Source organism: Ruegeria sp. CJ2, from assembly GCF_056536745.1.
The window spans coordinates 44,419-70,555 of the sequence record NZ_JBQFQF010000005.1 but is presented as its reverse complement, the minus strand read 5'-3'; the positions used below and the strand labels follow the sequence as shown (position 1 = coordinate 70,555).

General features: G+C 57.7%; 20 protein-coding genes. 7 read left to right on the top strand and 13 right to left on the bottom strand.

The genetic code is table 11. From position 1 onward, the window contains the following. The 6 genes from ACR0MS_RS08870 to ACR0MS_RS08845 form a co-directional block, all read right to left on the bottom strand. Complete coding sequence (locus tag ACR0MS_RS08870) at nucleotides 1-768, bottom strand: SDR family NAD(P)-dependent oxidoreductase (RefSeq protein ID WP_480573975.1); 768 nt, start codon at nucleotides 766-768, stop codon at nucleotides 1-3. Then, on the bottom strand, nucleotides 768-2,477 hold the full coding sequence (locus ACR0MS_RS08865) for an IlvD/Edd family dehydratase (RefSeq protein WP_480573972.1): 1,710 nt from the start codon (nucleotides 2,475-2,477) through the stop codon (nucleotides 768-770). Before ACR0MS_RS08865 ends, ACR0MS_RS08870 begins: the two co-directional genes overlap by 1 nt. Before the next feature lie 13 nt (nucleotides 2,478-2,490). Further along, entirely contained in the window at nucleotides 2,491-3,831 is a 1,341-nt protein-coding gene (gene melA / locus ACR0MS_RS08860) for an alpha-galactosidase (RefSeq protein ID WP_480573969.1), read from the bottom strand. Nucleotides 3,832-3,853: 22 nt separating this feature from the next. Further along, nucleotides 3,854-4,702 (bottom strand): carbohydrate ABC transporter permease, encoded by an 849-nt coding sequence (locus ACR0MS_RS08855; RefSeq protein ID WP_170389207.1) that lies wholly within the window; start codon nucleotides 4,700-4,702, stop codon nucleotides 3,854-3,856. Nucleotide 4,703: 1 nt separating this feature from the next. After that, on the bottom strand, nucleotides 4,704-5,627 hold the full coding sequence (locus ACR0MS_RS08850; RefSeq protein WP_480573966.1) for a carbohydrate ABC transporter permease: 924 nt from the start codon (nucleotides 5,625-5,627) through the stop codon (nucleotides 4,704-4,706). 94 nt (nucleotides 5,628-5,721) lie between these two features. Next, on the bottom strand, nucleotides 5,722-6,981 hold the full coding sequence (locus ACR0MS_RS08845) for an ABC transporter substrate-binding protein (protein WP_480573963.1): 1,260 nt from the start codon (nucleotides 6,979-6,981) through the stop codon (nucleotides 5,722-5,724). 138 nt (nucleotides 6,982-7,119) lie between these two features. On the opposite strand from ACR0MS_RS08845, the gene ACR0MS_RS08840 reads away from it, so the two are divergent. From ACR0MS_RS08840 to ACR0MS_RS08810, 7 genes are all read left to right on the top strand, one after another. Beyond that, complete coding sequence (locus ACR0MS_RS08840; RefSeq protein WP_480573960.1) at nucleotides 7,120-7,926, top strand: IclR family transcriptional regulator; 807 nt, start codon at nucleotides 7,120-7,122, stop codon at nucleotides 7,924-7,926. Further along, nucleotides 7,923-8,981 carry an ABC transporter ATP-binding protein gene (locus ACR0MS_RS08835; protein ID WP_480573957.1) on the top strand — a complete coding sequence of 353 codons (1,059 nt, stop codon included), beginning with the start codon at nucleotides 7,923-7,925 and terminating at the stop codon, nucleotides 8,979-8,981. The genes ACR0MS_RS08840 and ACR0MS_RS08835 overlap by 4 nt, the downstream gene beginning before the upstream one ends. A gap of 162 nt (nucleotides 8,982-9,143) precedes the next feature. Further along, a complete protein-coding gene (locus ACR0MS_RS08830; protein ID WP_480573954.1) occupies nucleotides 9,144-10,103 on the top strand; it encodes a dihydrodipicolinate synthase family protein in 960 nt (319 codons plus the stop codon). After that, nucleotides 10,094-11,026, top strand: a complete 933-nt coding sequence (locus ACR0MS_RS08825) for a 4-hydroxyproline epimerase (protein ID WP_480573951.1) — start codon at nucleotides 10,094-10,096, stop codon at nucleotides 11,024-11,026. Before ACR0MS_RS08830 ends, ACR0MS_RS08825 begins: the two co-directional genes overlap by 10 nt. After that, nucleotides 11,023-12,261 carry an NAD(P)/FAD-dependent oxidoreductase gene (locus ACR0MS_RS08820; protein WP_480573948.1) on the top strand — a complete coding sequence of 413 codons (1,239 nt, stop codon included), beginning with the start codon at nucleotides 11,023-11,025 and terminating at the stop codon, nucleotides 12,259-12,261. Before ACR0MS_RS08825 ends, ACR0MS_RS08820 begins: the two co-directional genes overlap by 4 nt. 9 nt (nucleotides 12,262-12,270) lie before the next feature. Next, nucleotides 12,271-13,296, top strand: coding sequence for a trans-3-hydroxy-L-proline dehydratase (locus ACR0MS_RS08815; protein WP_480573945.1), 1,026 nt, complete (start codon nucleotides 12,271-12,273; stop codon nucleotides 13,294-13,296). Nucleotides 13,297-13,503: 207 nt separating this feature from the next. Continuing rightward, nucleotides 13,504-15,717 (top strand): NADP-dependent isocitrate dehydrogenase, encoded by a 2,214-nt coding sequence (locus tag ACR0MS_RS08810; RefSeq protein ID WP_480573942.1) that lies wholly within the window; start codon nucleotides 13,504-13,506, stop codon nucleotides 15,715-15,717. A 227-nt stretch (nucleotides 15,718-15,944) separates the two neighbouring features. Here the strand turns inward: ACR0MS_RS08810 and ACR0MS_RS08805 are convergent, their stop codons facing one another. From ACR0MS_RS08805 to ACR0MS_RS08775, 7 genes are all read right to left on the bottom strand, one after another. Continuing rightward, nucleotides 15,945-17,051, bottom strand: a complete 1,107-nt coding sequence (locus ACR0MS_RS08805; RefSeq protein WP_480573939.1) for a peptidoglycan-binding protein LysM — start codon at nucleotides 17,049-17,051, stop codon at nucleotides 15,945-15,947. 45 nt (nucleotides 17,052-17,096) lie between these two features. Continuing rightward, nucleotides 17,097-18,326 carry a peptidoglycan-binding protein LysM gene (locus ACR0MS_RS08800; RefSeq protein WP_480573936.1) on the bottom strand — a complete coding sequence of 410 codons (1,230 nt, stop codon included), beginning with the start codon at nucleotides 18,324-18,326 and terminating at the stop codon, nucleotides 17,097-17,099. A 19-nt stretch (nucleotides 18,327-18,345) separates the two neighbouring features. Further along, nucleotides 18,346-19,134 carry a PP2C family protein-serine/threonine phosphatase gene (locus tag ACR0MS_RS08795; protein ID WP_480573932.1) on the bottom strand — a complete coding sequence of 263 codons (789 nt, stop codon included), beginning with the start codon at nucleotides 19,132-19,134 and terminating at the stop codon, nucleotides 18,346-18,348. 3 nt (nucleotides 19,135-19,137) lie between these two features. Further along, nucleotides 19,138-20,133, bottom strand: a complete 996-nt coding sequence (locus ACR0MS_RS08790) for an FHA domain-containing protein (protein ID WP_480573927.1) — start codon at nucleotides 20,131-20,133, stop codon at nucleotides 19,138-19,140. Between the two features lie 209 nt (nucleotides 20,134-20,342). Then, nucleotides 20,343-22,460, bottom strand: coding sequence for a protein kinase domain-containing protein (locus ACR0MS_RS08785; RefSeq protein WP_480573924.1), 2,118 nt, complete (start codon nucleotides 22,458-22,460; stop codon nucleotides 20,343-20,345). A gap of 338 nt (nucleotides 22,461-22,798) precedes the next feature. Then, nucleotides 22,799-24,085: a dynamin family protein gene (locus tag ACR0MS_RS08780; protein ID WP_480573921.1), complete on the bottom strand. Its 1,287-nt coding sequence runs from the start codon at nucleotides 24,083-24,085 to the stop codon at nucleotides 22,799-22,801. Then, nucleotides 24,082-26,124 carry a dynamin family protein gene (locus tag ACR0MS_RS08775; RefSeq protein WP_480573918.1) on the bottom strand — a complete coding sequence of 681 codons (2,043 nt, stop codon included), beginning with the start codon at nucleotides 26,122-26,124 and terminating at the stop codon, nucleotides 24,082-24,084. The genes ACR0MS_RS08780 and ACR0MS_RS08775 overlap by 4 nt, the downstream gene beginning before the upstream one ends. Nucleotides 26,125-26,137: the final 13 nt, after the last annotated feature.

The window sequence follows — 26,137 nt, the reverse complement described above, 5'->3', positions numbered from 1 at the left end:
TTACCCCGTCACCACCACGCCACCGTCGACGACCATGCATTGCCCTGTCATCGCTCGGCTGGCCTGCGACGCCAGAAACAAGGTGGGCCCGATCATGTCTTCTGGCGTCAGGTGTTCCTTGAGGCATTGTCGGTCCATATGCGCGGCCAGATCCTCGGGCGTTGCCCACATGTCCAACTGCTTTTGCGTCAGCACCCATCCGGGTGCCAGCGCGTTTACCCGGATATTCTGCGGACCCAACTCACGCGCCAGAGAACGGGTCATCCCGGTAATTCCAGCGTTTGAGGTTGTGTAGATCGGATAACCGGCATTGCCCATCATATAGCTGATCGAACTGAAATTGATGATCGACCCGCCGGTGCCCTGCATTTGTCGGGCGGCCTCCTGACAGGCAAAGTAATACGCCTTCAGGTTCACCTCGATCATCCAGTCCCAAAACTCGGTCGTAGTTTCTTTCAGGGAGTGGCGCTTGTCGTTCGCGGCGTTGTTCACCAACACGTTGATTGGGCCGTATTCCTCGGCCGCCTTGTTCATCGTCGCGTGCAGCAATTCGGTATCCGTCATGTCGCCCTGCATGAACAAGGGCGCGCGACCGTGTTTGTCACGCATCTGCTCGACAAACGCGCTGGCGTCCGAGCGGCCGATAAAGGCGACATTTGCGCCCTGAGCCATGAACCCATCGGTCAGCGACGCTCCAACGCCCGATCCGCCACCCGTGATATAGACAGTGGCCCCATTCAGGTCATGAAAAGTGGCAGGTTGGTCCATCAATGGCTCTCTCTGGTAACGAGGCGGGTGTCCTTGCCGACAAGAAAATCAAGGTCCGCGCCCTGATCAGCCTGCAAGACGTGATCAATGTAAAGTTTCGCGTATCCACGGGTGTAATGCGGGTCATCCGGTTGCCAGGCTGCGCGGCGCGCGTCCAGTTCATTTTGGTCAACCAGCAGTTCCAACTCACCCTTGCTTGCGGACACGCGGATGCGGTCCCCGGTTTTGACCAGCGCCAGCGTGCCACCCGCCTGAGCTTCGGGACTGACATGTAAAATGACGGTGCCAAAAGCCGTGCCAGACATGCGCGCGTCCGAGATACGGATCATGTCGCGCACGCCGTCTTTCACCAGCTTGGCCGGGATTGGCATGTTGCCTACTTCGGGCATCCCCGGATAACCCTTGGGACCGCATCCCTTGAGCACCAGAATGGTCTCGGGTGTGACGGGCAGGTCTTCGCGGTCAATGTTGGCTTTCAGGTCTTCGATGCTTTCGAAAACATAGGCCTCCGCTTCGGTCTCCAACAATTCATCTGTTGCGGCCGAGGGTTTTACGATCGCCCCGTTCGGTGCCAGATTGCCGCGTAGTACACGCAGCCCCGCAGCGGGTTTCACAGGATCATCAAAGCCGTGGATCACATCGCGGTTAAAGCATTCAGCCCCTTCGTAATGGGCCGAGATGTCCTTGTTCAGCACGGTATTCGCGGGTCGTAGAAAGGGTTTGAGTTCATTCAGAACGACCGGCACACCACCGGCGTAGCAGAAATCCTCCATCAGGTATTTGCCCGAGGGCATGCAGTTCACCAACAAGGGAATCTCTGACCCGATCTCAAAATCTTTCAGCGACAGATCCACTCCGACACGACCGGCCAGAGCCAACAGATGCACGACTGCATTGGTCGACCCACCGACCGCCGCGTTGGTCAGGATGGCGTTTTCAAACGCTTCCTTGGTCAGGATGTCCGACGGTTTCAGGTCTTCGTCCACCATCTCGACAATCCGTTTTCCGGTCAGATGCGCCAGCGCCATGCGCCGCGCGTCAACTGCGGGCAGGGCCGCGTTTGTGGGCAGGCTCATCCCCATCGCCTCAACCAGCGAGGCCATGGTCGAGGCCGTACCCATCGTCATGCAGACCCCCGCGCTGCGCGACATGCCGGATTCAGCGTTCATGAAATCCTGCAAGGTCATCTCTCCGGCGCGCACGGCTTCGGAAAACTTCCAGACATCCGTGCCCGAACCGATGTCCTGCCCCCGATACTTGCCGTTCAGCATCGGGCCCGAGCTGACCACGATGGACGGCAGATCGACCGAAGCCGCACCCATCAACTGCCCTGGCGTGGTCTTGTCGCATCCGCCCAGCAGGACGACACCGTCGATGCCATAGGCGCGGATCGATTCCTCGACATCCATCGCCAGAAGGTTGCGGAACAGCATGGCGGTGGGCTTCATCTGTGTCTCGCCCAGCGACATGACGGGGAATTCGACAGGGAACCCTCCAGCCTCCCACACACCGCGCTTCACACCCTCGGCCAGATCGCGCAGGCCCGAGTTGCAGGGGGTCAATTCCGACCATGTATTACAGATGCCAATGATCGGGCGGCCATCAAAAGCGTGGTCGGGAAAACCCTGGTTCTTCATCCACGAGCGGTGGATGAATCCGTCCTTGTCCAGCTTTCCGTACCAGTGTTCCGAGCGGCGTTTCTTGGTCATAGGCTTTACCCTTTCAAGCGGCTTTGGCGGGCTGGCACCAGTCAGGCAGCCAATCAGCATGTGCAGTCAGAAGATCGCTGACCATGTTTCGGATTTGTCGGAGGTCCAGTTCGGCTGCGGTATGCGGGTCCATCATCGCAGCGTGATAGATAAACTCCGGGTTTTGTTCGACCAAAGCCCGAACGGTCAGTTCCTGCACGTTGATCTGAGTGCGCATCAGCGCAACCAGTTGCGGCGGAATATCCGCCACAACAGATGGCTGAACGCCGTTGCTGTCCACCAGACAAGGGGTCTCAACTGCTGCGCCAAGCGGTAATTGCGGTATCTGTCCCGTGTTGGGCAGGTTGCCATAGGCCACATAGGGTGTGTCCGTGACGATCGCGTTCATCAGGTCGGCGGCAAATTCGTGGCTGCGCTCTACTTCGATGTTGCGGCCATCGGTAAGCGTTTTGGCCTGTTCTTTCCAACTGGCGACCTGTTCCTCGCACCGTGTCGGATACTCGTCCAGCGGAATCCCGAACTGGTCAATCAGGTCTTGTCGTCCCTCCTTAATGAACCAAGGGACATATTCGGCCAAATGCTCCGAGCTTTCGGTGCAGAAATAGCCCAAGTGATCCATGACTTCGTATCGCACCTTGTTCGGGCACCGCGGCATCAGCAAAGGCGGTTTTGGCAACTGCCCACTGGCATAGCCCTTACGAAGCGCCGGGTAGAGGTCGCGCCCGTCGCGCTCCAATCGCAGAAAAAAGGCGACGTGGTTTACGCCTGCGACCTTGAATCGGATGTCATGCTTGGGCAGGTCCAGATCATGTGCCAGTTCCTCGACCGTGTTCTGGACCGAATGGCACAGGCCTACGTGTTTCAAGGCCGGAAACCGCTCGGCCAGCGCCCAGGTGTTGATCGCCATCGGGTTGACGTATTGCAGCAACGTCGCGTTGGGACAAAGCTGCATCATGTCCTGCGCGACGCCCCAAAGCACTGGTACCGTGCGCAGACCACGCATTATTCCTCCGACGCCCAGCGTGTCGGCGATGGTCTGACGCAGGCCGTATTGTTTCGGGATCTCAAAATCAGTGACCGTGCAGGGTTTGTAGCCACCCACCTGAAACGCGGTGATCACGAAATCCGCGCCCTCAAGGGCTGCCCGTCGGTCGGTGTGGGTTGTGACGGTCGCACCAGTTCCCACTGATCGGATCATGGCCTTTGCCACGGTTTCGCTTTCAGCCAGCCGCTCTGGGTCGATGTCCATCAGCGCAAAGTGGCTGTCCGCCAGGGAAGGGGTAAGCAGTGCATCGCCCACGATGTTTCGCATGAAAATCGTGGAGCCTGCTCCAACGAATGCAATCTTGGTCATTTTGCAAACCTTTGGCTTGGCGTTATTTTACGGCACCGAGGGTCAGCCCCGCGATAAAGTGTTTCTGCATGAGAAAGAACATGGCCACCGGCGGCAACGCGGCCACGATCGAGCCTGCACTCATGAGCTGATAGGCGGCCCGGAATTGCGCGTTGAAGCTGGTGATCCCCGCAGTAACCGGTTGGCTTTCAGCGCCTTGGGTCAGGACGACGGCCCAGAAATAATCGTTCCAGATGAAGGTAAAGATCAGCACGCTGAGCGCCGCAATCGCAGGTTTCATCAGCGGCAGGACGACGTACCAGAAGATGCGCCATTCGCTGATACCTTCGACCCGGGCTGCTTCGATCAACTCGAACGGTAGGGCGCGGATAAAGTTCCGCATAAACAGCGTGCAAAAGCCCGTTTGGAACGCGATGTGGAACAGGACGAGGCCGGTTTTGGTATTGTACAGGCCCAGTTGCAATGTCAGGTCGCGCACCGGCACCATCAGGATTTGGAACGGTACGAAATTGCCCGCCACGAACATGAAGAAAATCCACAGGTTCGATCTGAACTTGTAAATCCCCAACGCGAACCCGGTCATGCAGCTAAGGGCAACGGCCCCGATCACAGTTGGGATTGTGATCAGGAATGAGTTCAGCAGATACCGCGGCATATCCGAATTGAAAAAGACTTGCCCGTAGTTGAACGCTCCCTCGAAACTGGAGGGCATGCCCCAGTAGTTCGCATTGGTAAAGTCCGCAGCCGGTTTGACCGAGAACAGGGCGACGGCCAGCAACGGCCCCAGCCACAGCAGAAGGGCCAGCGGCAACATGGCCTGATACGAAATCTGGGCTGCGCGAGATTGTTTTTCGATAGGTTTGGGAAACATCTCAGTGCCCTCTCTCTTCGCGGTACATCGACCACAGGAAATAGGCGATGAAGCAGAGCATGATCAGGAACAGGATCACCGCGATGGCGGCGCCGTATCCCATGCGGAAACCGTATTCGGACAGCGCAACCTCGAACATGTAATAGGCCAGCACGCGGGACGACCCGAATGGCCCCCCTTGGGTCATGATCGAGATCAGGTCAAACGACCGCAGCGCACCGATGATTGTGACGACGAAGGCGATGAAGGTGGCCGGGCGCAGTTGCGGCAGGATGATGTGCCACAGCATCCGTCCGCCTTTGGCTCCGTCCAGACGTCCGGCCTCGATCTGTTCGGGGTCCACCGCGTTCAGGCCGGTCAGATAGAGGATCATGCAATACGCCGTCTGCGGCCAGAGGCCCGCGACGATGATGCCATAGGTGACGAACCGTTCGTCGCCCAGAACATTCAATGGCCCGAGGCCAAAGAAGCCCAGGAATTCGTTCAAAAGCCCGAATGTCGGGTCGTAGAACCATGTGAAAACCAGCCCGACAACGACCTGAGAAATCACGAAGGGAAAGAAAAACAGGGATTTGTATAGCCGGATGCCCCAAACTGTCTGGTTCAGGAAAAGCGCGATGAAAAGGCCCGCCGGGATTGCAGCCAAATAAAGCAGCAGCCAGATCAGGTTGTTCTTGAGCGATACAAAGAAAGCATCCCGGTCGACCCATTCCCAATACAGGTCTTCGTAGTTGCGAAAGCCCACATATTCGGCCGAGCCAAGCCCATCCCATTCGTAAAGTGACAAGTTGAAGGACTGAAAGACCGGAATGATCACGTAAACCATGAAGAACAACAGGCCGGGGGCCAGAAACAGCCAAGGCGCGATACGTTGTTGGTTTCGGCGGAACCAGCTTTCTTGTTCCGGGGTGTCGACAGCGGACATGGGGTATCTCGGGTCTGGTGGGGCGAAGGCGGGTTGAAGCCCGCCTTACATTTGAGGGTGACGTAGGCCGGGCTTCAGCCCGGCCCATGCCGGATCAGTTGTCGTAGATACGCTGACGCGCGCGCTCGAGCTTGGCGAGGATCTTGTCGGCGTTGTCAGGCTTGACCATGAACTCCTGGAAACCTTCCATCGACACTTTGGCCATTTCAGCCGGTGCGTCGCGGTCCCAGAACTGGGCCACACCGCCGGGGCTGTTCGACGAAAGCATTTCAAAGCCTTGGTTCAGGAATTTGTCGTTGTCGACCGAAGACTTGGCATTGACCGGGAGTTGTCCAAGGTTCGAGCCATTGTTGATTTCGGTCTGTTCGTCAGCCGAAACAACGAACCGCAGGAATTCCCGCGCGGCTTCCTTGTTGGATGCGTTTGCCGGGATGTGGAAGGTGTCGGTCGGTGCGTCTTCTGCCAATTCAACATCGGGGTTGATGGCAACGAACTGGTAGAAGTCGAGTTGATCGTCGCTGAGGCCCGCCTCACGCAGCGGTGCTACAGCGAAGTTACCCATCAGATAGGCGGCCGCTTCACCATTGACCATAAAGGGCAGGGCTTCCTGCCAGCTATAGGTCTGGTGGTTGTCGATGAACGCGCCCATATCAATCAGCTGTTTCCAGTTCGCGAAAGTCTGTTTGACACGATCGTCTTCCCAGCTCACTTCGCCATTGGCCAGTTGCTGGTGGAAGTCAAAGCCGTTGGTGCGCATGTTCAGATAGTCGAACCAGCCACCCGCGGTCCAAAGGAACTTGGTGCCGATCGTATAGCAGGCACGGCCTGAATCGACGATTTTCTGGCAGTTTGCCAGTTCTTCTTCCCAGGTGGTCGGCTCTGACAGGCCCAGCTCATCAAAGATGTCTTTGCGGTAGTAAACACCCCACTGGTAGTAGGTATAGGGCACGCCCCACTGCTTGCCGTCGATGGTCATCGCGCCCTTGGTCGATGCTAGGTTGTCGGCGATCTCAGGCTCGGCCCACAGGTCGGACACGTCCTCGAACAGGCCAGCTTCGACATAGGGTTTCATACGGTTGGCGGCGTACCATGTCGCGACATCTGGTGTGTCGGCCGTCAGAAAGTTGCGGATCTGAGTCTTATAGGCTTCGCGGTCGATCACGGTGGTCTCGATTTCCAGACCGGGATGTTGTTCTGCGAAACGGTCGATCATCGCTTCCATTGTCGCGCGCGGCGCAGGGTTGGACGTATCAAGAAAGATTCGCAGCTCGCCGGTCAGTTCGGCATAGGCCGGAACAGCCAATGCAACACTCATGGCCAGCGCAGCCGTAGTGCGCTTGTAAATGGAATGCATAATTTCCTCCCTTTGCATCCACGTGGTTCCAAATAATGAAACCTTGTTTTATATATTGAAAACTACACATCGACTCGGTTAGTCTTGTCAAGACCCTCGTGTCGATGTGCGTGGGTAAATGGAGGAGATAACGCGCCCGTGGCAGGTGACGGAACAATAGGCAAAGCATGTGACGTGCTGGATCAGGTCGCTGCATTTCAGCGCCCCGTTCGATTCGCGGAGCTGTTGGACAGAAGTGAATTTCCCAAGGCAACCTTATACCGGTTCCTGCAATCACTGACCAATCAGGGCATGTTGTCCTACGACCCGGACCGGCAAACCTATATGCCGGGATTGAGGCTGGTGCGGTTGGCCCATTCTGCATGGACACAAAGTTCGCTTGCGCCAATCGCGCGGCCGTTTCTGGATGCTCTCAGCCGCGAGACCGGTGAGACGGTGCATCTGGCGCAGATGGATGCCGGTCAGGTACTTTATGTTGATAAACGCAACGCGACGCAGCCGATCGAGATGTATTCGCAAGCTGGAAAAGTCGGTCCTGCTTATTGCACAGGTGTCGGCAAGGCGATGATGGCGTATCTGGCTGGTGACGCGCTGGATAAAGCTGTCTCGCAGCAAAGTTTTCACAGGTTCACGGACAAGACTCTGGCGTCTGAGGATGCGTTGCGGGCCGATCTCGACCTGATACGCGAGCGCGGATATGCGGTCGATGACGAAGAGCACGAGCCCGGAATCATTTGCGTTGCCTGCCCTGTTCTCACGGCAGGCGGGCGGATGTTGGGGGCAATCTCGGTGACTGGAACCACCGAGCGCATGAATTTCAAACAATTGGAAACCTGGGTACCCCGTGTTCGCCGCGTGGCTGAACAGATTGGGGCCGAAGCACAGGCGTGGCGGTTCCCGGAGACCCGCCCGAACACCGATAACGACAGGATGCAAGCGACATGACGGGTGTAACTCTGAACCAGGCGATCAAGCGCTACGGCGAAACGCAGGTTATTCATGGTATTGATCTGCAAATCGAAGATGGGGAGTTTTGTGTATTCGTCGGACCTTCGGGGTGCGGCAAGTCCACTCTGCTGCGGATGATCGCGGGGCTTGAGGAAACGTCCGAAGGACAAATCCATATCGGTTCGCGGGATGTCACGCATATGGACCCGGCCAAGCGGGGTGTGGCGATGGTATTTCAGACCTATGCGCTCTACCCGCATATGACGGTTGCCGAGAATATGGGGTTCGGGCTGCGTATGAACGGCGTGGCGAAATCCGAGATCGACCAGAAAGTACAGGAGGCGTCGGGCATCCTGAAACTGGATCAGTATCTCAAGCGCAAGCCAAAGGCTCTGTCGGGTGGTCAGCGTCAGCGGGTCGCCATAGGCCGTGCGATTGTCCGCGGGCCCGAGGTCTTTTTGTTCGATGAACCATTGTCCAATCTGGATGCCGAGCTTCGGGTGGAAATGCGCGTTGAAATTGCGCGCCTGCATAATGAGATTGGCGCGACGATGATCTATGTGACCCATGATCAGGTCGAGGCCATGACGATGGCAGACAAGATCGTAGTTCTGCGGGACGGACGGATCGAGCAGGTCGGCGCACCGATGGACTTGTACCGTGATCCGGACAACCGCTTTGTCGCCGGATTCATTGGCTCTCCGGCCATGAATTTTCTGGAGTGTGAGTTTGAGGATGGTAAAATCCTGCACCCCGCGCTGGCCGAGCCATTGGAGATGAGCGTGGCTGTGCCCCAAGGCATGACCAAGGTCACGCTGGGCATCCGACCCGAGCATATCGAAGTTGATCGGGCGGGTGATACCTGTTCCGTAGATCTGACCGAAGCTTTGGGTGGTGTGAGCTATTCGTATTTGTTGACCCCAAATGGCGACAAACTGATCGTTGAGGAACGCGAAGATCAGCGCAGCAAACAGGGCGAACGGATCGGTATCAATGTCCGCCCGGAACGTGCCATGCTGTTTGACCCTGAAACGGGGGGAAGACTCCGGTAATATCCATATTGATGGGTCCCAGTAAGGAACGCGCCGGTGCACCAGCACGGCGCGTTTTTTTGGGCGCCATTGCTCTGGATTTTGTATCCAATATCCGATAAGGCGAGTTGAATGGGCCTGAAACCAGCGCCCGGATGCAGTTTAGTTGGAAGGATGACACGAATGTCGACCAATGTGTTCATAGGGACCATGCCTGCGCTGATGACCCCTTGTAAGGCTGACCGCACGCCTGATTTTGATGCGCTGGTTCGCAAAGGGCAGCAGATGATCGACGCTGGCATGTCGGCGGTCGTCTATTGTGGGTCGATGGGTGATTGGCCCTTGTTGACGGACGAGCAGCGGATGGAAGGTGTCGAGCGTCTCATCGCAGCGGGCCTGCCCGTGGTCGTCGGCACGGGGGCCATAAACACGAAGTCAGCCGTTGCACATGCGACCCATGCGCAGAAAGTTGGGGCCGTTGGCCTCATGGTCATTCCGCGCGTTCTGTCGCGCGGCAGCGCTCCGACTGCGCAGAAAAACCATTTCAAAGCGATCCTGAACGCAGCGCCGGACGTCCCGGCGATCATTTACAACAGCCCCTATTATGGCTTCGCGACCCGGGCCGATCTGTTCTTTGCCCTGCGCGCAGAACATCCCAACCTGATCGGGTTCAAGGAGTTTGGGGGTAAGGATGACCTGCGCTATGCCGCTGAAAACATCACCAGCCAAGATGATCAGGTGACGTTGATGGTCGGGGTCGACACCGAAGTGTACCACGGCTTTGTAAATTGCGGCGCAACCGGGTCGATCACCGGCATAGGAACCGCCTTGCCGCGCGAGGCTTTGCTTTTGGCTGCGCTGTCCAAGAAAGCGGCGAAAGGGAGCGCCGAGGCTCGATTGCGCGCCCAGGAGTTGACCGAGGCGATTCACGTCCTGTCCAGCTTTGACGAAGGGCCGGACCTGGTGCTTTATTACAAGCACTTACTGGTGCTGAACGGGGAGCAGGAATACCGTCTGCACTTTAACGAAACGGATGAATTGACAGATGCGCAGCGAAACTATTGTGAGCAGCAATACGCGCTTTTCGGGGCGTGGTTTGCCAACTGGTCAAAACAGGGCGGAGTGATCGCTGAATGCATGTGATCGACAGCCACACCGGAGGGGAGCCAACACGTGTTATCCTGAATGGTGCGCCCGATTTGGGCTCTGGGGCCTTGTCCGAACGCGCCAGAAGGTTGTCGGAAGATCACGAAGGGTTTTATCGGTCGGTCATGCTTGAACCACGCGGTCAAACCGCCATGGTCGGGGCGCTGTTGGTCGAGCCTGTGGATCAGACCTGTGTTGCCGGGGTGATCTTCTTTGACGTTGATGCTGTGCTTGGCATGTGTGGGCATGGAACAATTGGCCTGACCGTGACCCTTGGGCATCTGGGACGCATAGGTATTGGATCTCATCGGATCGAAACGCCTGCCGGTATTGTCACGGTCGAACTGCACGATGCGCATACAGTCACCGTGACGAATATCGAAAGCCGGCGGGTCCACCGCGACGTTTCGATCGAAGTGCCCGAATACGGAGCCGTAACCGGCGATGTTGCCTATGGAGGTAACTGGTTCTTCATCGTTGACCCAAGCCCGATTCCGGTTGAGCCTGGTAACATCCGCAAGCTGACAGATATGAGTGTTGCGATCCGGGACGCGTCAATTTCTCAGGGCATAGGAGGGGAGCAGGGCGAAGCCATAGACCACGTCATCTTTCAAGACGCCTCACCCGACCATGGCGTTCACAGTCGCAATTTCGTCCTCTGCCCGGACAACAATTACGATCGCTCACCCTGCGGAACTGGCAGCTCGGCGCGGCTGGCATGCCTTGCGGCGGATGGTGTTTTGGCTCCCGGAGAGGAAATCTTGCAGCAAAGTGTGATTGGAAGCACGTATCGGCTTTCCTACCAACCCGGCCTGAACGGTGGTGTGACCCCTTCGATTACTGGACAGGCTTTCATCATGGCCGAGGCGACGTTGATCTTTGACAAGGCTGATCCTTTCAAGGACGGGATTGAGTTGTGACCGAACAGGTCATTGTCATTGGGGCCGGTGTTATCGGCATCACGACCGCTCTGGAATTGCAGCGCCGTGGCCATTCGGTGCTGGTATTGGACAAGGGCGGCGTTGCGGCTGAAACCTCGGCCGGAAATGCCGGTGCTTTTGCGTTCCCCGAGGTCGAGCCGTTGGCGACGCCGGGCATTATGCGCAAAGCCCCGAAATGGCTACTGGACCCGCTTGGCCCGTTGTCCATTCCCTCGACCTATGCGCTCAAGATCGCGCCTTGGATGTACCGGTTCTGGCGCGCCAGCCAACCCGGACAATACGCCAGGTTGCTGGGGGCGCAGGCCAACCTGATGCGACTGTCTGCGGCGGCATTGGAGCGGCTGATACCTGCGGTCAATGGCGAGCCCCTGATGCAGCGCGACGGGCAGATGCAGCTCTATGAATCCGAGGCTGAATTCCGCGCAAGCCTGCAAGCTTGGCAGGTACGCCGGGCCCACGGGATCAAGTACGAGCTTTTGGAAAGCCCGGAAGCGATTGCCGAAATGCAGCCCGGTCTCAGTTCAAGGTTCACGCATGCCGGGTTTACGCCGGATTGGTTGAACACGATCGACCCGAAGACTTGGGTCGAGCATCTGGCGCAAGCTTTCCGTGATCGACAGGGCAGAATCGAACAGCATAACATTCGGGCGCTGACACCGTTGGAAAACGGTGTGCGCATCACAACGCAAGGGGGTGCGATTGACACCTCGAAACTCGTGTTGGCCGCAGGCGCGTGGTCGCATCACCTTGCACGGACACTCGGCGATTATATCCCGCTTGAGACTGAGCGAGGCTATAACACGACCTTGCCCGAAGGCGCCTTTGATCTTCGGATGCACCTGACCTTTTCCCGTCATGGTTTTGTGGCCAGCCGGATCAATGGCGGCGTCCGCGTGGGTGGCGCGGTTGAGTTGGCGGGGCTAAACTTGCCGCCGAACTTCAAACGCGCGGACACCTTGCTGAAGAAAGCCACTCAGTTTCTTCCCGGTTTGAAGACCGAGGGCGGCACACAGTGGATGGGTTTTCGCCCGTCCTTGCCGGACAGCATTCCCGTGATCGGGCGGTCGCCAAATGCGGCTGACGTCATTTACGCGTTTGGCCACGGGCATCTTGGGCTGACTCAATCGGCAGGCACTGCTGAACTTGTCGCGGCACTCATTGATGATCGGGACCTGCCGATTTCGGTGGCTCCGTACTCTCCGGCGCGGTTCTGAGGAGGCGTCATGCGAAGTGTAAAAACGATTCACGTCATATCCGCCCATGCAGAAGGTGAGGTCGGCGACGTTATCGTGGGCGGGGTTCAACCGCCTCCCGGTGATACGCTGTGGGATCAGCGGTCGTTCATCGCGCAAGACCAGACATTGCGGAACTTTGTTCTCAACGAACCGCGCGGTGGCGTTTTTCGCCATGTGAACCTGCTTGTTCCGCCAAAGCACCCGGACGCCGACGCCGCCTTTATTATTATGGAGCCCGAAGACACGCCGCCCATGTCCGGGTCGAACTCGATCTGTGTGGCTACGGTGCTGTTGGATAGTGGGATTATTCCGATGCAGGACCCTGTCACTCATCTGGTTCTCGAAGCCCCCGGAGGATTGGTTCATGTCCGCGCCGACTGTCGGAACGGCAAGGCTGAACGTGTTTTCGTGCGCAACCTTCCCAGTTTTGCCGACAAGATCGCAGTGCCTCTTGAGGTGCCGGGCGTCGGTACTCTGACGGTGGATACTGCATTTGGCGGGGACAGTTTCGTTGTCGTTGACGCGTCGACCTTGGGGATTGAGATCGTGGAAGAGGCTGCACGTGACATCGCGCGTTTGGGCGTGGCAATAACGAATGCGGCCAACGACCAGATTGGGTTTAACCACCCGACCAACAGGGACTGGAATCACATTTCATTTTGCGCCTTTTGCGGCCCGCTTGAATCCACCGAAACCGGATTGCGTGGTAAATCCGCCGTGGCCATTCAGCCGGGAAAGGTTGATCGCTCTCCAACCGGAACCGCAGTGTCGGCGCGGATGGCGTTGATGATGGCAAAAGGTGAAATGACATCGGGTCAGACGTTCGAAGCGGAATCAATCATCGGGTCACGATTTTCAGGCAAGATTGTTGGCGAAACAACCGTTGGCGACCGTGCCGCAATTATTCCTGAAATTGGCGGTCGTGGTTGGATTACCGGGGTTCATCAACACATGCTGGACCCTGACGATCCATGGCCCGGGGGGTACAAACTCAGCGATACGTGGGGTGTCTGACACGCGTCTGCCCCACGATTTTCTACAAAACGTGTCAAAATGCGCATCCAGTTGCGATTGATCCCAAGCCAATCGTGATTTATGGGAGGCCCTGTCAAATCAGAGTCACCGTTGGGGCAGTAGGATAAACGCGCCCCACCCGCGCCATGTGATCGTGGCAAACTCTTGGATCGCACGCCCCGAAAGGCTTAAAAAAGGTAAAAGAATATGGCAGATAAATCGAACTTCGACATATTGTATACCATTGTAGACGAAGCGCCCGAACTGGCCAGCGCCTCGTTCCTGCCCATCATTCGCAAGTTCGCCTCGGCCGCGGGCGTCAGTGTTGGCACCAAGGATATTTCATTGGCTGGTCGCATCCTGGCGACCTTCCCAGAGAAGCTGACCGAGGAACAGCGCATTACCGATGATCTGGCCGCTTTGGGTGAATTGGTGAAGACGCCGGAAGCCAACGTGATCAAACTGCCGAACATCTCTGCGTCGGTGCCGCAGTTGGTGGCCGCGATGGAAGAGTTGCAGGCGCAGGGCTACGATATCCCGAACTACCCCGAGGAACCTTCGACCGACGAAGAAAAAGCGATCCGCGCCCGGTATGACGCCATCAAAGGCTCGGCCGTGAACCCGGTTCTGCGCGAGGGCAACAGCGACCGCCGCGCTGCGCGTGCTGTGAAGAACTATGCTCAGAAGAACCCGCATTCGATGGGTGAGTGGGCTTCGGACAGCAAAACCAAAGTCTCGTCCATGTCGGGCAATGACTTCTATGCCAACGAGAAATCGGCAACCATCACTGCCGCTCAAGCCGGGGATGCCAAGATCGAGTTCGTCGGTAAAGACGGCAGCGTTACCGTTCTGAAAGACGGCTGGCCGCTGGCCGAAGGTACGGTTGCTGACGCGACCTTCATGTCGGTCAAGGCCCTGTCTTCCTTCCTGGCGGACGCCATTGAAGACACCAAGACCGACGGCACCATGTTCTCGCTGCATATGAAAGCCACGATGATGAAGGTTTCGGACCCGATCATCTTTGGCTATGCGGTCAAGGCGTGGCTCGCCCCGGTTTTTGACAAATTCGGCGCGGAACTGGACGCGCTGGGTGTGAACCCGAACTCGGGTCTGGGCGACCTGCTGGAGCGGGTCAAAGACAATGCCGAAATCGTCGCCGCCATCGACGCGATCAAGGGCGACCGCCCCTCCATGTATATGGTCGACAGCGACAAGGGCATCACCAACCTGCATGTGCCGTCCGATGTGATCATCGACGCCTCGATGCCTGCGGTGATCCGCGCGGGCGGTAAGGGCTGGGATGAGACCGGCGCCAAGGGCGACACCAACTGCGTGATCCCCGACCGTTGCTATGCGCCCGTCTATGACGAAACGATCAACTTCTTCAAAGCCAATGGCGCGCTGAACCCGGCCACCGCCGGTGCGGTTGCCAATGTGGGCCTGATGGCACAGAAGGCTGAGGAATACGGTAGCCACCCGACTACGTTTGAGGCCCCTGCGGACGGAACCATCCGCATCGTTCTGGCCAATGGCGACGTGCTGCACGCGCATGAGGTCGAAAAGGGTGACATCTGGCGCTCTTGCACCGTCAAGAAAGCGCCGATCGAGAACTGGATTCAGCTTGCCATGGATCGTCAGCGCCTGACCGGGTCCGAGGCGATCTTCTGGCTGGACGCAAACCGTGCCCATGACGCTGAGCTGATCAAATACGTCAAACCGGCGCTTGAGGCCGCGGGTGTGGCCGACAAGTTCCTGATCCTCGCCCCGCGCGAAGCGACCCGTCAGTCGCTGGAGACGATCACGGCAGGAAACGACTCGATCGCGATCACCGGCAACGTGCTGCGGGACTACCTGACCGACCTGTTCCCGATCCTCGAACTGGGCACCTCGGCCAAGATGCTGTCCATCGTCAAGCTGATGAATGGCGGCGGTCTGTTTGAAACCGGTGCCGGCGGTTCGGCCCCGAAACACGTTCAGCAGTTGGTCGAGGAAAGCCACCTGCGGTGGGATTCGATGGGTGAATTCTGCGCGCTGGGTGAATCCCTGAATTTCCTGGCCGACAGCAAAGGCAACGCCAAGGCAGGCGTTCTGGGGGCCGCAGCCGAGGCCGCAACGCAAGGCATTTTGGACAATAACCGTTCGCCAAGCCGCAAGGTGGGCCAGCCTGACAACCGGGACAGCCACTACTGGTTCGCACGCTATTGGGCTGAGGCGCTGGCCGCGCAATCCGATGATGCGGCGCTGGCAGCGGAGTTCGCACCTTTGGCCAAAGCGCTGGCAGATGGTGAAGAGAAGATCCTGTCCGAATTGGCGGCAGCCCAAGGCGGCGCTGCGGATCTGGGCGGTTACTATCACACCGATCCCGCCAAGGCTGCCAAAGTCATGCGCCCAAGCGCGACACTGAATGCCCTGATCGACTGATGTCTGGCACCCTGCGTCCAAGTGCGCGAGGGAAAGCAATGAAAAAGGGACCGACCTCGAAAGTCGGTCCCTTTTTTTCTGCGAGCGCGGGAAGCCATAGCGTCGCCGGCAATGTTATTGGAGTTCTGTGGCTCGTCTCGGTATTGGTTAAACCGGATATCCGCTAAGCGGTGGACGATGAGGCTTGTGAAACGGGGCTGACGACATGCCAGCCCCGTCACCGTCTTTTAGTTCGATGCTGCGTTCAGCTTTTCATTCTGTTCGCGCAGCGTATCCGAGATGATCGCGTACCATTCGCCGCTTTCACGCATCTCGTTCAGGCCCTTGTTCATCATGGCGATGTATTCGCGTGCGAACGGGTTGGTGCGGTGCGCCAGGAAGCTCATGGACGACAGGGTTGAGACATAGGGGTTTTCCACGATGTCGGCCGAGGTCAGACCCATGTCTTTCTTGGTGGCGGCAAACAGTTCGACCTCGAACGCGGCGACATCTGCGGTGCCGGTCAAAACGGCATCAAGACATTCGCGCGCCGAGTTCGGCTGCACCACGGTGGTGTTGGTGCGGTTCAGACCAACCTCTTCCAGAACAACCATGCTCCAACCGGCCATGCGGCAGATGGTGGCGCCTTCGAAATCCGAGAACGAGGTTGCGTTGACATAGTTGCTTTCGGGCAAGGTGAAAAATCCACCCACGACGTCGTAGACCGGAACCGAGGCCACAAATTGCGTGCAGCGTGCTTCAGTTTCTGCGGACCATTCGTAGGTGCGGTTGGTACAATCCGGAACCGTCCAGGCGATTGAGATATCGAAGGCCCCAAGCGGCAGCAGCGTATCCAGGTGCGATGCCCAATCATCCACAAAGCTGACCGAATAATCGCGCTGGTTGCCTGCGCGCTGAAGGCTGGTGGTCGCCAGACGGGTCATGATGCCGCCGCCGCCCAGACCTTCACTGGTGAAGGGTTCCCAGCCATTGCCCGCAACCATTTTGATCGGCGGAGCGTAGACATTGGAACGCTTTACGCTGGCTGCGCGCTGTTCCTCGGCTGCGATGATTTCCTGCGCGGTCTGTCCGTTGGGCAAGCTGCCGTCTTCACAAGGCAGAGCCAGTACCAGACCCGGCTCAAGTGCGTTCGGGTTCGTGATTGCGTTCCGGTTCGCGTTGAAGATCGGCTGGTAGTTCGACGTGCCGTAGGCTGCGATGGCGATTGTTGCCATCGTGTCGCCATCCTCGACGGTGTAATTTGTACAGGCTTCCTGCGCGGCGGCGGCTCCGGCGCTCAGGGCGGTGACGGCAGTTGCCGACAGCGCGACTTTCTTCAGGTTGAAACTAAACATGTCCACTTCCTCCAGACTATTTTGTTGTCAGGCCGATTTGGGGCCTTAGCCATTTTCCATTTGATGACGCAGAGCGGTTGAGACGATGTCGCGCCACTCTCCTGATTGCTGCATGATCGCCAGACCCTGGTTGAGCGTCTCAAGGATCGCTTCCCCATCCGGATTATCTTTGTGGGTCATGACGTTAAGCGACTTGATCGCCGCCAGGTTGGGGTTTTCGATAATGCGGTGTTCGTAACCCAGACGGCCAATCGCTTCGACGGCCAGATGAGCTTCGATTGCCACGATGTCGGCAGTGCCATCCATCAAAGCGTGAAAGCAGTCATCCGGGGACACTGGACGCATCAGGGAAATCGCCGGCTCATAAAGACCGACCGAGTCCATATGCGACAGCGACCAGCCTTCAGGACGGCAAATCGTGGTTCCGGCGAAATCGGCATAGGTCAGAGTCTGCTCATACCCCGATCCTTCGCGTGCAAAGAATGTATCGACAACCTCGTAGAAAGGGTTCGAGAAATTGTAGGTCTCGCAGCGGTTGCGGTCTTTTTCCGACAGGGCCGCGGGTTCTTCGCAATTGGGACGCGACCAGGGAAAGGTTGCGTCAAAGGCCAGCGTCGGCATCAGCAGGTCCAGATGCGAAGACCAGTCATTTACGAACTGAATCTTGTAGGCCTGCTCGGGCGCCGCGCGCAGCATCGCCGTTTCCACCAGGTTGGTATAGAGGCCGCGATGGGGCAGGGCCTCGTCCGTGAACGGGGCATAGTTGCCGCCGGTGATCAGCAACAATTGGCGATCCCGAATTTCCGGTCGTTCAGCAGTATCCGCGTTGCGGATCAAAGCAGCAGCTTCGCTGCGTGCGGCTTCGATTTCTTTCTTCGCTTCGGCACGGGCTGCAATGACGGCATCATCGCTGGCCTTCCTCGCTTCGGCGATGGCCTTGGCTGCGCGGTCCTCGGCAGCCTTGACCAGCTCAGATGCCATCTCTGCGGCCATTGCTTCGGCCTCGGTCTGAGGTTCAGCCGGTGCACGGCCAATGTCTTCGAGACAAGGCAAGGTCAGCACATCGCCCACGCGAATGATGTTCGGATTGTTCCCGATCACATCACGGTTGGCGTCGAAAATGATGCGGAAGTCTTCGGTGGAATAAACCTCGATGGTCAGTTCGCGAAGACTGTCGCCGCGTTGAATTTCATAGGTCGAGCACGCCTCTTGCGCCGAGGCCGCACCAGCGGCGGCAGCAAGTGCCAGGCTGGATATGATCAGATTGGGTCTCATTTTTCCTGTCGCTTTGCCTTCATTCGTTTCTTGTGAGTTTCACGACACCGATCGAGACATTGTCCTGATCAGGGTCGTTCTTGGCCTTGACCGCCCGTAACAGAGCGTCGGCAATGTCTTGCGCCAGCGCATTCGAGTTGGCCTGAAGAACCGCCAGAATTTCGGTGTCGGTGATGTATTGAAGTCCGTCGCTGCCTGCGATCAGAACGTCCGAGCCGTTTAAGGTCACCGGAATTTCCGGGCAGTCTACCTTTGGGATGGCTCGGCCCATGATCACCGACGTCAGTTGATTCCGGTCAGGATGATTTTGAGCCTCATCTTCGGTCAGAGCGCCGTCCGCGACCTGAGCGTCAATGAGCGGAGCCATGGAATGGTCCTCGTTGATCTGGCTCAGTGCGCCGTCCCGGTAGAGGTAGAGCGGACTGTCTCCGATCGAGATCCAGAATACCCGTTGTCCCAGGATCAAAACGCCCAGGAGCGTCGAGCCCATTTGGAGGCCATCGCCTTGCTCTTCGCAGTGGTTCGAGACAGCGGCGTTGCCCAGCATTGCCGCAAGCGGCAAGGCATCCACCAGATTGGATTCCGACGGGGTCGTTGCTTCAAGTTCGGGGTCCAGCGCTTCGCGCCAGGCATTGATCACGAACTCTGCCGCGACTTCCCCGGCATCGTGCCCGCCCATACCGTCTGCAACGACGACATAGGCAGCGTCTGCTGCGTCAAACATACGCGATGCAACAGCGTCTTCCTGCGTTTCGCGCTGACCCTGATCGAGGATCAGCGCAACGTCATATGCCGGGTTTGCCAGCATCAATCAGGCATCCCGCCAGTCAAAGCCGTCGTCACAGAAGGCGGCAAAACGGACCGTGGTTTCGCTGATGCGAATAAGGTCTCCGCTGTTCAGGGCGACGGTGCTGAGAACGGGTTTACCGTTCAGGCGGACAAGATTGGCCTTACCGCCATGTCCCAGATAGCATTTGCGATCTTCAGGGTCATAGGCGATCACGGCGTGATTGCTACGAGAGATGCCGGTGTCACCAAAATCAAGTTGGATGGCCTGATCATCGTTTCGACCGATCTGCATCAGACCTTCGGACAAGGTGATGCTTGTTCCGCGGCCCGGACCGCTTGTCACCACAAGCCACCCAACGGGAAATGTCTGCTCGGCAGCCTCGGCTTTGGCAACCGGTTCCGCGGTTTCGATCAGGTCCTGAACATGCGTATCCGCACGCTCGAACCCAAGGAAGGTCGTTTTCACACGGCCGCGACGGTCAGAGGCCGGTTCCGGCGCTGGCTCAGGGGCGATGTTCTTAACCGCGTCCGCCTGAGGTTCTTCAATTTCTGCCTCGGGCTCTTCTACGACGACTTCAACAACCGTTTCTTCAGGCGTTGCGTCGACGACGACGATCTCTTCCGCGACCACGGTTTCTTCGGGCGCGACATGCAGCGTCACAACCTGATCCGGGTCGGTTTCTTCCGAAACTGCCTCATCGTCAGCCGTTTCCTGAACCTCGGCGATGACCTCGGTCATTACGACCTCGTCCAACTCTTCGGCCATGTCTTCGGCGGGCTCGGCGTCAGCCTCTTCCGAGAACTCCGGCATCTCCTCTTCGGGCAGCAACTCGTCACTGTCCTCGTAGGTTTCAGACGACGACATGTTGCCCCCGGCCAGTGCTTCGCGCAGAGCGTTGAAATCTGCAATCGGCTCGGGCTTTTCCGCCTCAGGAGCCGAGACTTCTTCGGTTTCTTCTTCTTTAGGTTTGCCGGCACCTTCGAGAAGCCGGCTAAGAGGGCTTTTGTATTTGAACATGGTGACGACACCTTTTGTTACTGGGCACAGGCTTTCTGACCTGTGGGGCTGCTACTCACCCCTGCGCGTGACCGCACAGTGGCACTGATGATTAGAAACATTTGTCACTCATACTTTCCGCGGCGGGCCGGTCCCCGTCGGGGTAACGCTGACTTTCGCGCGACCCTCAGCAAAACACACACTGGCGGACTACAATCGAACCGGTCTGATCACTCCTGCGCCAATTGCATGACAACTTCTGCCTCGGCACCATTCCGCAAGACCGTGAAACGGGCCTGTGAATTGTCTTCGGAAACAAGGCTGCTCAACACGGTGTCCAGGCTTTCCGGTCCGTCGATTGCAGCACCGGTTTGCGCCTCTGACACCAAGACGTCACCTTCCTGCAGACCGCCAGCGGCACCGGCCGGAACGGTTTCAGCGACTGTCGTCCACGAAGCGCCGTCCGAATTGCGGATCTTGAACCCGTACCCGTTCTCCAGGCCAACCATGCGAATTGCAGGCAGCGCCAGCAATCCGTTCTGAGCACGTGTCTTACCCAACGGGCGATACCTTGCGGTGATACGGATATAACCGTCAGGGTCCACATTGAGGTCGTTCAGAATTTGCGCCGCAAAGGTGGCGTCAGCCTGAACCGGCTTGCCATTCAACGTGTAGATGGCGGCGCCGCGCTGAACCCATTCGCCGATGATCGACATGTCGCGGGAAGAATCCACCCGGGTGACCGCGATCACATTACCTGTTGAAGCCCGACGCTTGGAGGTCTGAAATGGAATCTCGACGTCCCAGTGAGAAAACGCGACCTGCGTTTCTGCGGGGGTGCCGGTTTCCACAGCGGCGGGGGCTTCCGGTGGGGTTCCGGCTGCCGGGGCGTCTGCCTCTTGTGTGGCAGCCGGTTGAACCAGAGTCTGCTCGATAGGTTCTGGCTCGGGTTCCACCTGCTTGGGTGCCTCATCTACCGCGACCTCAGGTGTTACTTGCTCGTCTTCTGACGGCGCTACACCTACGGTCTCGGAAATGTCTGGGCTGGGTGCCAGCGATACTTCTGTGTCTTGGGTGGATGTATCCTTTGCGCCGGGCATCAGGAAAAATCCACCAGCGGCCAACGCAGCCGCGACGACCGCGACGCCAGCAATCAGTTTGCCGCTGCCGCCTGATCCGCTTTTGACGACTGTGTCCACTGCCACCGGAGGTTCTTCTTTCGGTGTGAACTGGGCCAGTTCATCTTCTTTCTTGTCTTCATTGCCCAGAACGATGTCCGAGTTTCCCGCCAACAGAGCCGTAACGACGGCTTCAGCGTTTTCGCTTTCGGCCTTGATGCGGGCTTTCTCGGCGGCCTCATCCTTGCGGTCCATTGCAACGATCACCGAAACGGGCCGGTAATCGAACGAGTCGAACATTACACCCGGACCGCGGAACATGCGCAGCCAATCCAGCGCAGTTTGCAGACGATCTGTCGCGTGCACCTCCATCGCTTTGTCGATCGCTTCCAAGAAACCTTCCGGATAGCCTTTGAAGCGTCCAGTCAATGGCTCATACGGGTCGTCCTGGCTGTTGTTGAAGGCGTTCAGACGTGTCTGACCGTCAATCGGGCGTTCCCCGCTGATGGCGTGATACAGCGTCGCTGCCAGCACATACAAATCACTGCTGGGCCCTTGCTCGGCTCCACGGACATAGAATTCGTGCGGGGAATAGCCATCCTTGATCACGCGCAACGTCAGAAGGGCGGCGGATTGGTTGGCGGCCTGTTCCCGGGCTGCGCCAAAGTCGATCAATTCGGGTTCGCCATTCTCGTCGATGAGAATGTTATCGGGCGAGATATCCCGGTGCAGCATGCCGCTTTGGTGAATGAAAGACACCGCTGACAGCATTTTCTCGGTCACCTGAACGATAAAATCAGGGCCGGTGTCGTTGTCCGGGTTTTCGACATAATCCAGAAGATCACACCCCTGGATGAAGTCCATCGCGATGTAAGCCGTGTTGTTGTCTTCAAAGACCTGATGAACATCGACGATGTTGGGGTGGACAAGACGCGCGTGATTGCGGGCTTCCTGAATGAACAGATCAATGATCGAGCGCAGGTCGTTTTCGAACCCGGCCTCGACAGGTTCTACAAGATCACCGTTTCGGCGGCACAACGCCCCCGGATAGCATTCCTTGATGACGACTTCCCGCTCAAGGCTGTTTCTCGCCAGATAGGTGATCCCGAAGCCGCCATTGCTGAGAAAGCGCAGGATCTCGTACTGTCCGCGCAAGAGCTTGGCGCCCGGTTGAAGTCCCTCAATTTTCGGTTCGTCGTGCGTCGCACCGACAGCCTGGTTGTGGCTCATTTCTTCCCGCCCGTTCTAATCATTTTGCGGTTCATTTAACGGGGCAAACAGCCCAACAACTCACAACCAAACACAACCGCAGGACACTTGAGTCTGTTAGACGTTTCAAATTTGACTTTATTGGGGCCGCCTCATGGCTTCACTGAGAACTGGAATCGCGGGAAATCCAGATATAGTTTGGCGTGTGGCGAACGTGACTACATGTTGATAGAAGAGGCGCAATATTTGCGGACTGAATCGCGATTTTGCAATGATTGGTAGCTGATTCCGAAACAATACCGACTCGATTCTGTGGTCCTCGAATCGCTGCTTTGCAGCTCAATTATAGCGCGAAATAGTCAGGTGCCGGTCTTGGACTGTAGGGAGTCTGCGCGGCTGCCGGCCCAGGCAAGGTTATCGCTGAGCTGCGCCAGGATGCTGATTGCATCCCTGAGCGGGGCGTCACCGGTTTCGAACTGGAGCAACAGCAACAGGTCAGTGGCCTTTTCGAACTCGCCCGGAATCCAATCGGCCTCAGAGCTGATTTCCCCACCCTGTTCCAGGCGTTCGGCAAAGTCTTCGACGATTTCCTGACAGCTATGCAAGAAGGCGGACGGTTCAATATCCGAACTTTCCTTCAGGTCTTCGTAGATGCTGGCAATCGCGGCCAGCCAATCTTCGAGGATTGGGTTCTCTAACGCTGGCAGTGCAGATTCTAGCGTCGCCTGAATTGGCGAATATTCTGGCGTGCTGGGCTGCGCCTCCGGCGGCTCGAGCGTGTCCAGATAGGGCATAAGATCGCGCTCTAAATCTGTGCGCGCGGCCTCGATATCCGCCTGCCGGCGGTTCGACGCGATTTCCAAAATTTGTTCGGCCAGGTTCTGACCGCCACAGGTTTCCCACAGGGCAAAATCAGGTTCGGGTTCCTGCGACATGGCGCGAACAGCAACAGGGGTTCCAATCGGAACCACGGACCGGAACATGTCGTCCTTTTCCTTGTTCAGGCGTGCCAGTATTCGATCCAGTGAATCTTTGACGGGCGGCAGATCAGCATGTGTCACTGCCAAGAGGCTATTGGCCCGCAATTCCTGCGGAACCTGCGACCAAAGATGACGTTCCGTTTCCCGCCATGCGCTGGTGCCGTTGGTGCACCAGATTGCGCAGTCGACAAATTTCAACAGATCAAGCGTTGGCTTGTAGGATTCGTCCAACGCGCCTGCGCCGGGAAGGTCAAACAGCGAAATTTCCTGAAGGGCCGGGGTGTTCAGGCCGACGGAAATAAAATCAGGATTGTCGGCTGCCGCCTTTTCCAACGCGATGCCCGAGTACACTTTGGGCTCTTTGCCCCACCAGCCAACTGTGGTTTCCGGGGCTTCGGCATAGGCGACAATCACCAGTGGCAGCTTCAGATGTTGTGGTCCGGTCGGCAAGATATCTGCCCCGGCGAGCATGTTGGCCAGGCTGGATTTACCAGCCCCGAATTCCCCGGCAAAACCGATATTCACCGCGTTTGAAAGCCGCTCGGCATGGGCCAGCGCCCGGGCGCGCATGTCGTCCAGCGCAGGGTCCGACGGTAGTTTTTCGGTGGCGGTCAGAAAGCGCTCGAGTTTGCGCACTTCCTGCTCGGTTCCGGGAAATTCGATCATTCCGCAGCCTCAGGTAGAATCTTGTTTGAGGGGTCAGGGCCGAAAACGGCTTCCAGTTCATCTGCCACACGCTGGGCGCTGTCAAACGCGTTTTGTGCCTCGGTTCTGGGGTTGGTTTCACCCGAGCCGGACCGGTGTTCAAGGTGGCCGGCCAACAATGCGAGATAGTGATCCAGCACAGTGTTCAACCGCTCCATCAGGTCCCCACGCGCGGTGTCCACCAGATCGTCGCCGATCATCTCGAATTCCTGAACGATCATCTGTTCAGCGCGCGACACGACGCTTTTCCGGGAAATCAGGCGTGACAGCCAAGTGACGCGCAGTTCGACCGTAATGCCCCGGGTCAGGGCCGTGGTGTCCGGACGGAACCACCTGACCGCGCTGGTGTTCATACGGTTTTCGGTCGCGTCCTGCCATCCAGGGAGTGAACGCAAGGCTGCATTACTTTGCATGTCGACGGCATAAAGTTCGCTGAGCATTCTTTGCCGCACAACCTGTGTTGCCCCTTGAACCAGCTCGCGCATGCGATCCCGCAGCGGTCCAAAGTTCAATTCCGTTTCACCGCCTTTAGCCAGCAGCGGAGATGCGCCGCTGGGACCCCTTACAACGCCCGAGACAGCTTCGGCCACGGTGTCATCCATGACGCCGCGAAGATTTGCCAGCACTTCGTCCATGTCATTGACGATGCCAGCAGTTTTCTCGCTGACCAGATCCCGAATGCTCGCCAGGGTCTTGTCGTTTTCGGACCCTGCGCTTGGGCTGTTCGCGGATTCATCCTCAATGGCACGCAGATGGGCCTTGGACCGCTCAACCTCACCTTGGGCAAAGCTGTTGAGGTGTTGCCAGGCCATGCGAAGATGTTCGTTCCGGGGCCCGTCGTTCAGGGCGCGGGTCACGTGCCGGCGTAGATCGGGAAGGCCGGACGCAATCATGGCCGCAAAACGCAATACGCCTTCGCGACTGATCGGGCCGGGGCCCTGTTTGATTTCTTCCACGCCGTCCAGATATTGCTGCATCTGCTCGGGATGGGCCCGCAACCAAGCCAGAACATCATCATGGTTAATGCCTGTTTCATCGCCGGTCAGTGCATAATGCGCCCATTGCGCACTGCCCATCAGAACATCAATGTCGGAGTTGCCAAGTGCTTTGTCCAACCCGTCCATCACATCGGACCGCACTTTGGCAGCGTCATCTGCGCCCTCGCCAAGTTCATCGACGCGGTTGATGAAGACGACGATCTGCCCCAGTTCCAGCGCCTGCATCAGGCGGAACAGTTTCAGGTCCGCTCGTGAAAGTGCCTGATGCGCGGACAGAACCACCACAAAGAAATCGGATTCCTTGAGATACTGACGCGAAATCTCTTCTCGGATCAGAAGGGGGTCGTTGACCCCCGGCGTGTCCGTGACCGTGACTGGAAACGGGAAGTGACCGATGTCAAAAAATACCTCGGCCTTGCGCGTGATGTCACTGTACAAACCGCGATCCGAGCCGGGATCATACTCGCCGTCCTCAGTGGGATCGTCACCCGCGCAGACATAGCGCGCCAAATCGTCGGATGTGAGTTTTTCAAGGTCGTGATGCTGGCCAAGCAGATGTTTGTAGCTTTCGCCCAAACGCAGCTTGGCGCGGGTTTTCATCGCGTCGACCTGCTCTTCGATCATCTCGCGCTTATAGCTATCCTCGTCATCGGGAAACATGTTGCGCAGCTCTTCGCCTTCAGCGATGAGCGCCTGCCACTGGCGATTGTCGAAGAAATGGAACTCTGCTCCGTCGGTTCGGCCCGACGGGTGACCGAAATGCATGTCGGTGATTACGGTCGTCCATGGGTTTACGTCGGACGGCAGATACCCGGCCTGTGCGGTAAACCCATTGATCAGCCGGGATTTTCCCGCCTTGATTTGCCCGACAAACGCGATGGACGGTTTCAGGTTGGAAAGATCGCTGACGATCCGAGAAATGAACTGCTGGGTCTCTTCATTGCTGACGCCGTTCATCTCTTCGGCGATGCGTATCAACTCACGACGTTGATTTTCACTCATAACACTTACCCTG

Excerpts from the sequence above, each read along its gene's own strand:
- ACR0MS_RS08870 (WP_480573975.1), bottom strand. The coding sequence starts at position 768 with ATGGACCAACCTGCCACTTTTCATGACCTGAATGGGGCCACTGTCTAT.
- ACR0MS_RS08865 (WP_480573972.1), bottom strand. The coding sequence starts at position 2,477 with ATGACCAAGAAACGCCGCTCGGAACACTGGTACGGAAAGCTGGACAAG.
- melA (WP_480573969.1), bottom strand. The coding sequence starts at position 3,831 with ATGACCAAGATTGCATTCGTTGGAGCAGGCTCCACGATTTTCATGCGA.
- ACR0MS_RS08855 (WP_170389207.1), bottom strand. The coding sequence starts at position 4,702 with ATGTTTCCCAAACCTATCGAAAAACAATCTCGCGCAGCCCAGATTTCG.
- ACR0MS_RS08850 (WP_480573966.1), bottom strand. The coding sequence starts at position 5,627 with ATGTCCGCTGTCGACACCCCGGAACAAGAAAGCTGGTTCCGCCGAAAC.
- ACR0MS_RS08845 (WP_480573963.1), bottom strand. The coding sequence starts at position 6,981 with ATGCATTCCATTTACAAGCGCACTACGGCTGCGCTGGCCATGAGTGTT.
- ACR0MS_RS08835 (WP_480573957.1), top strand. The coding sequence starts at position 7,923 with ATGACGGGTGTAACTCTGAACCAGGCGATCAAGCGCTACGGCGAAACG.
- ACR0MS_RS08830 (WP_480573954.1), top strand. The coding sequence starts at position 9,144 with ATGTCGACCAATGTGTTCATAGGGACCATGCCTGCGCTGATGACCCCT.
- ACR0MS_RS08825 (WP_480573951.1), top strand. The coding sequence starts at position 10,094 with ATGCATGTGATCGACAGCCACACCGGAGGGGAGCCAACACGTGTTATC.
- ACR0MS_RS08815 (WP_480573945.1), top strand. The coding sequence starts at position 12,271 with ATGCGAAGTGTAAAAACGATTCACGTCATATCCGCCCATGCAGAAGGT.
- ACR0MS_RS08810 (WP_480573942.1), top strand. The coding sequence starts at position 13,504 with ATGGCAGATAAATCGAACTTCGACATATTGTATACCATTGTAGACGAA.
- ACR0MS_RS08805 (WP_480573939.1), bottom strand. The coding sequence starts at position 17,051 with ATGTTTAGTTTCAACCTGAAGAAAGTCGCGCTGTCGGCAACTGCCGTC.
- ACR0MS_RS08800 (WP_480573936.1), bottom strand. The coding sequence starts at position 18,326 with ATGAGACCCAATCTGATCATATCCAGCCTGGCACTTGCTGCCGCCGCT.
- ACR0MS_RS08795 (WP_480573932.1), bottom strand. The coding sequence starts at position 19,134 with ATGCTGGCAAACCCGGCATATGACGTTGCGCTGATCCTCGATCAGGGT.
- ACR0MS_RS08790 (WP_480573927.1), bottom strand. The coding sequence starts at position 20,133 with ATGTTCAAATACAAAAGCCCTCTTAGCCGGCTTCTCGAAGGTGCCGGC.
- ACR0MS_RS08785 (WP_480573924.1), bottom strand. The coding sequence starts at position 22,460 with ATGAGCCACAACCAGGCTGTCGGTGCGACGCACGACGAACCGAAAATT.
- ACR0MS_RS08780 (WP_480573921.1), bottom strand. The coding sequence starts at position 24,085 with ATGATCGAATTTCCCGGAACCGAGCAGGAAGTGCGCAAACTCGAGCGC.
- ACR0MS_RS08775 (WP_480573918.1), bottom strand. The coding sequence starts at position 26,124 with ATGAGTGAAAATCAACGTCGTGAGTTGATACGCATCGCCGAAGAGATG.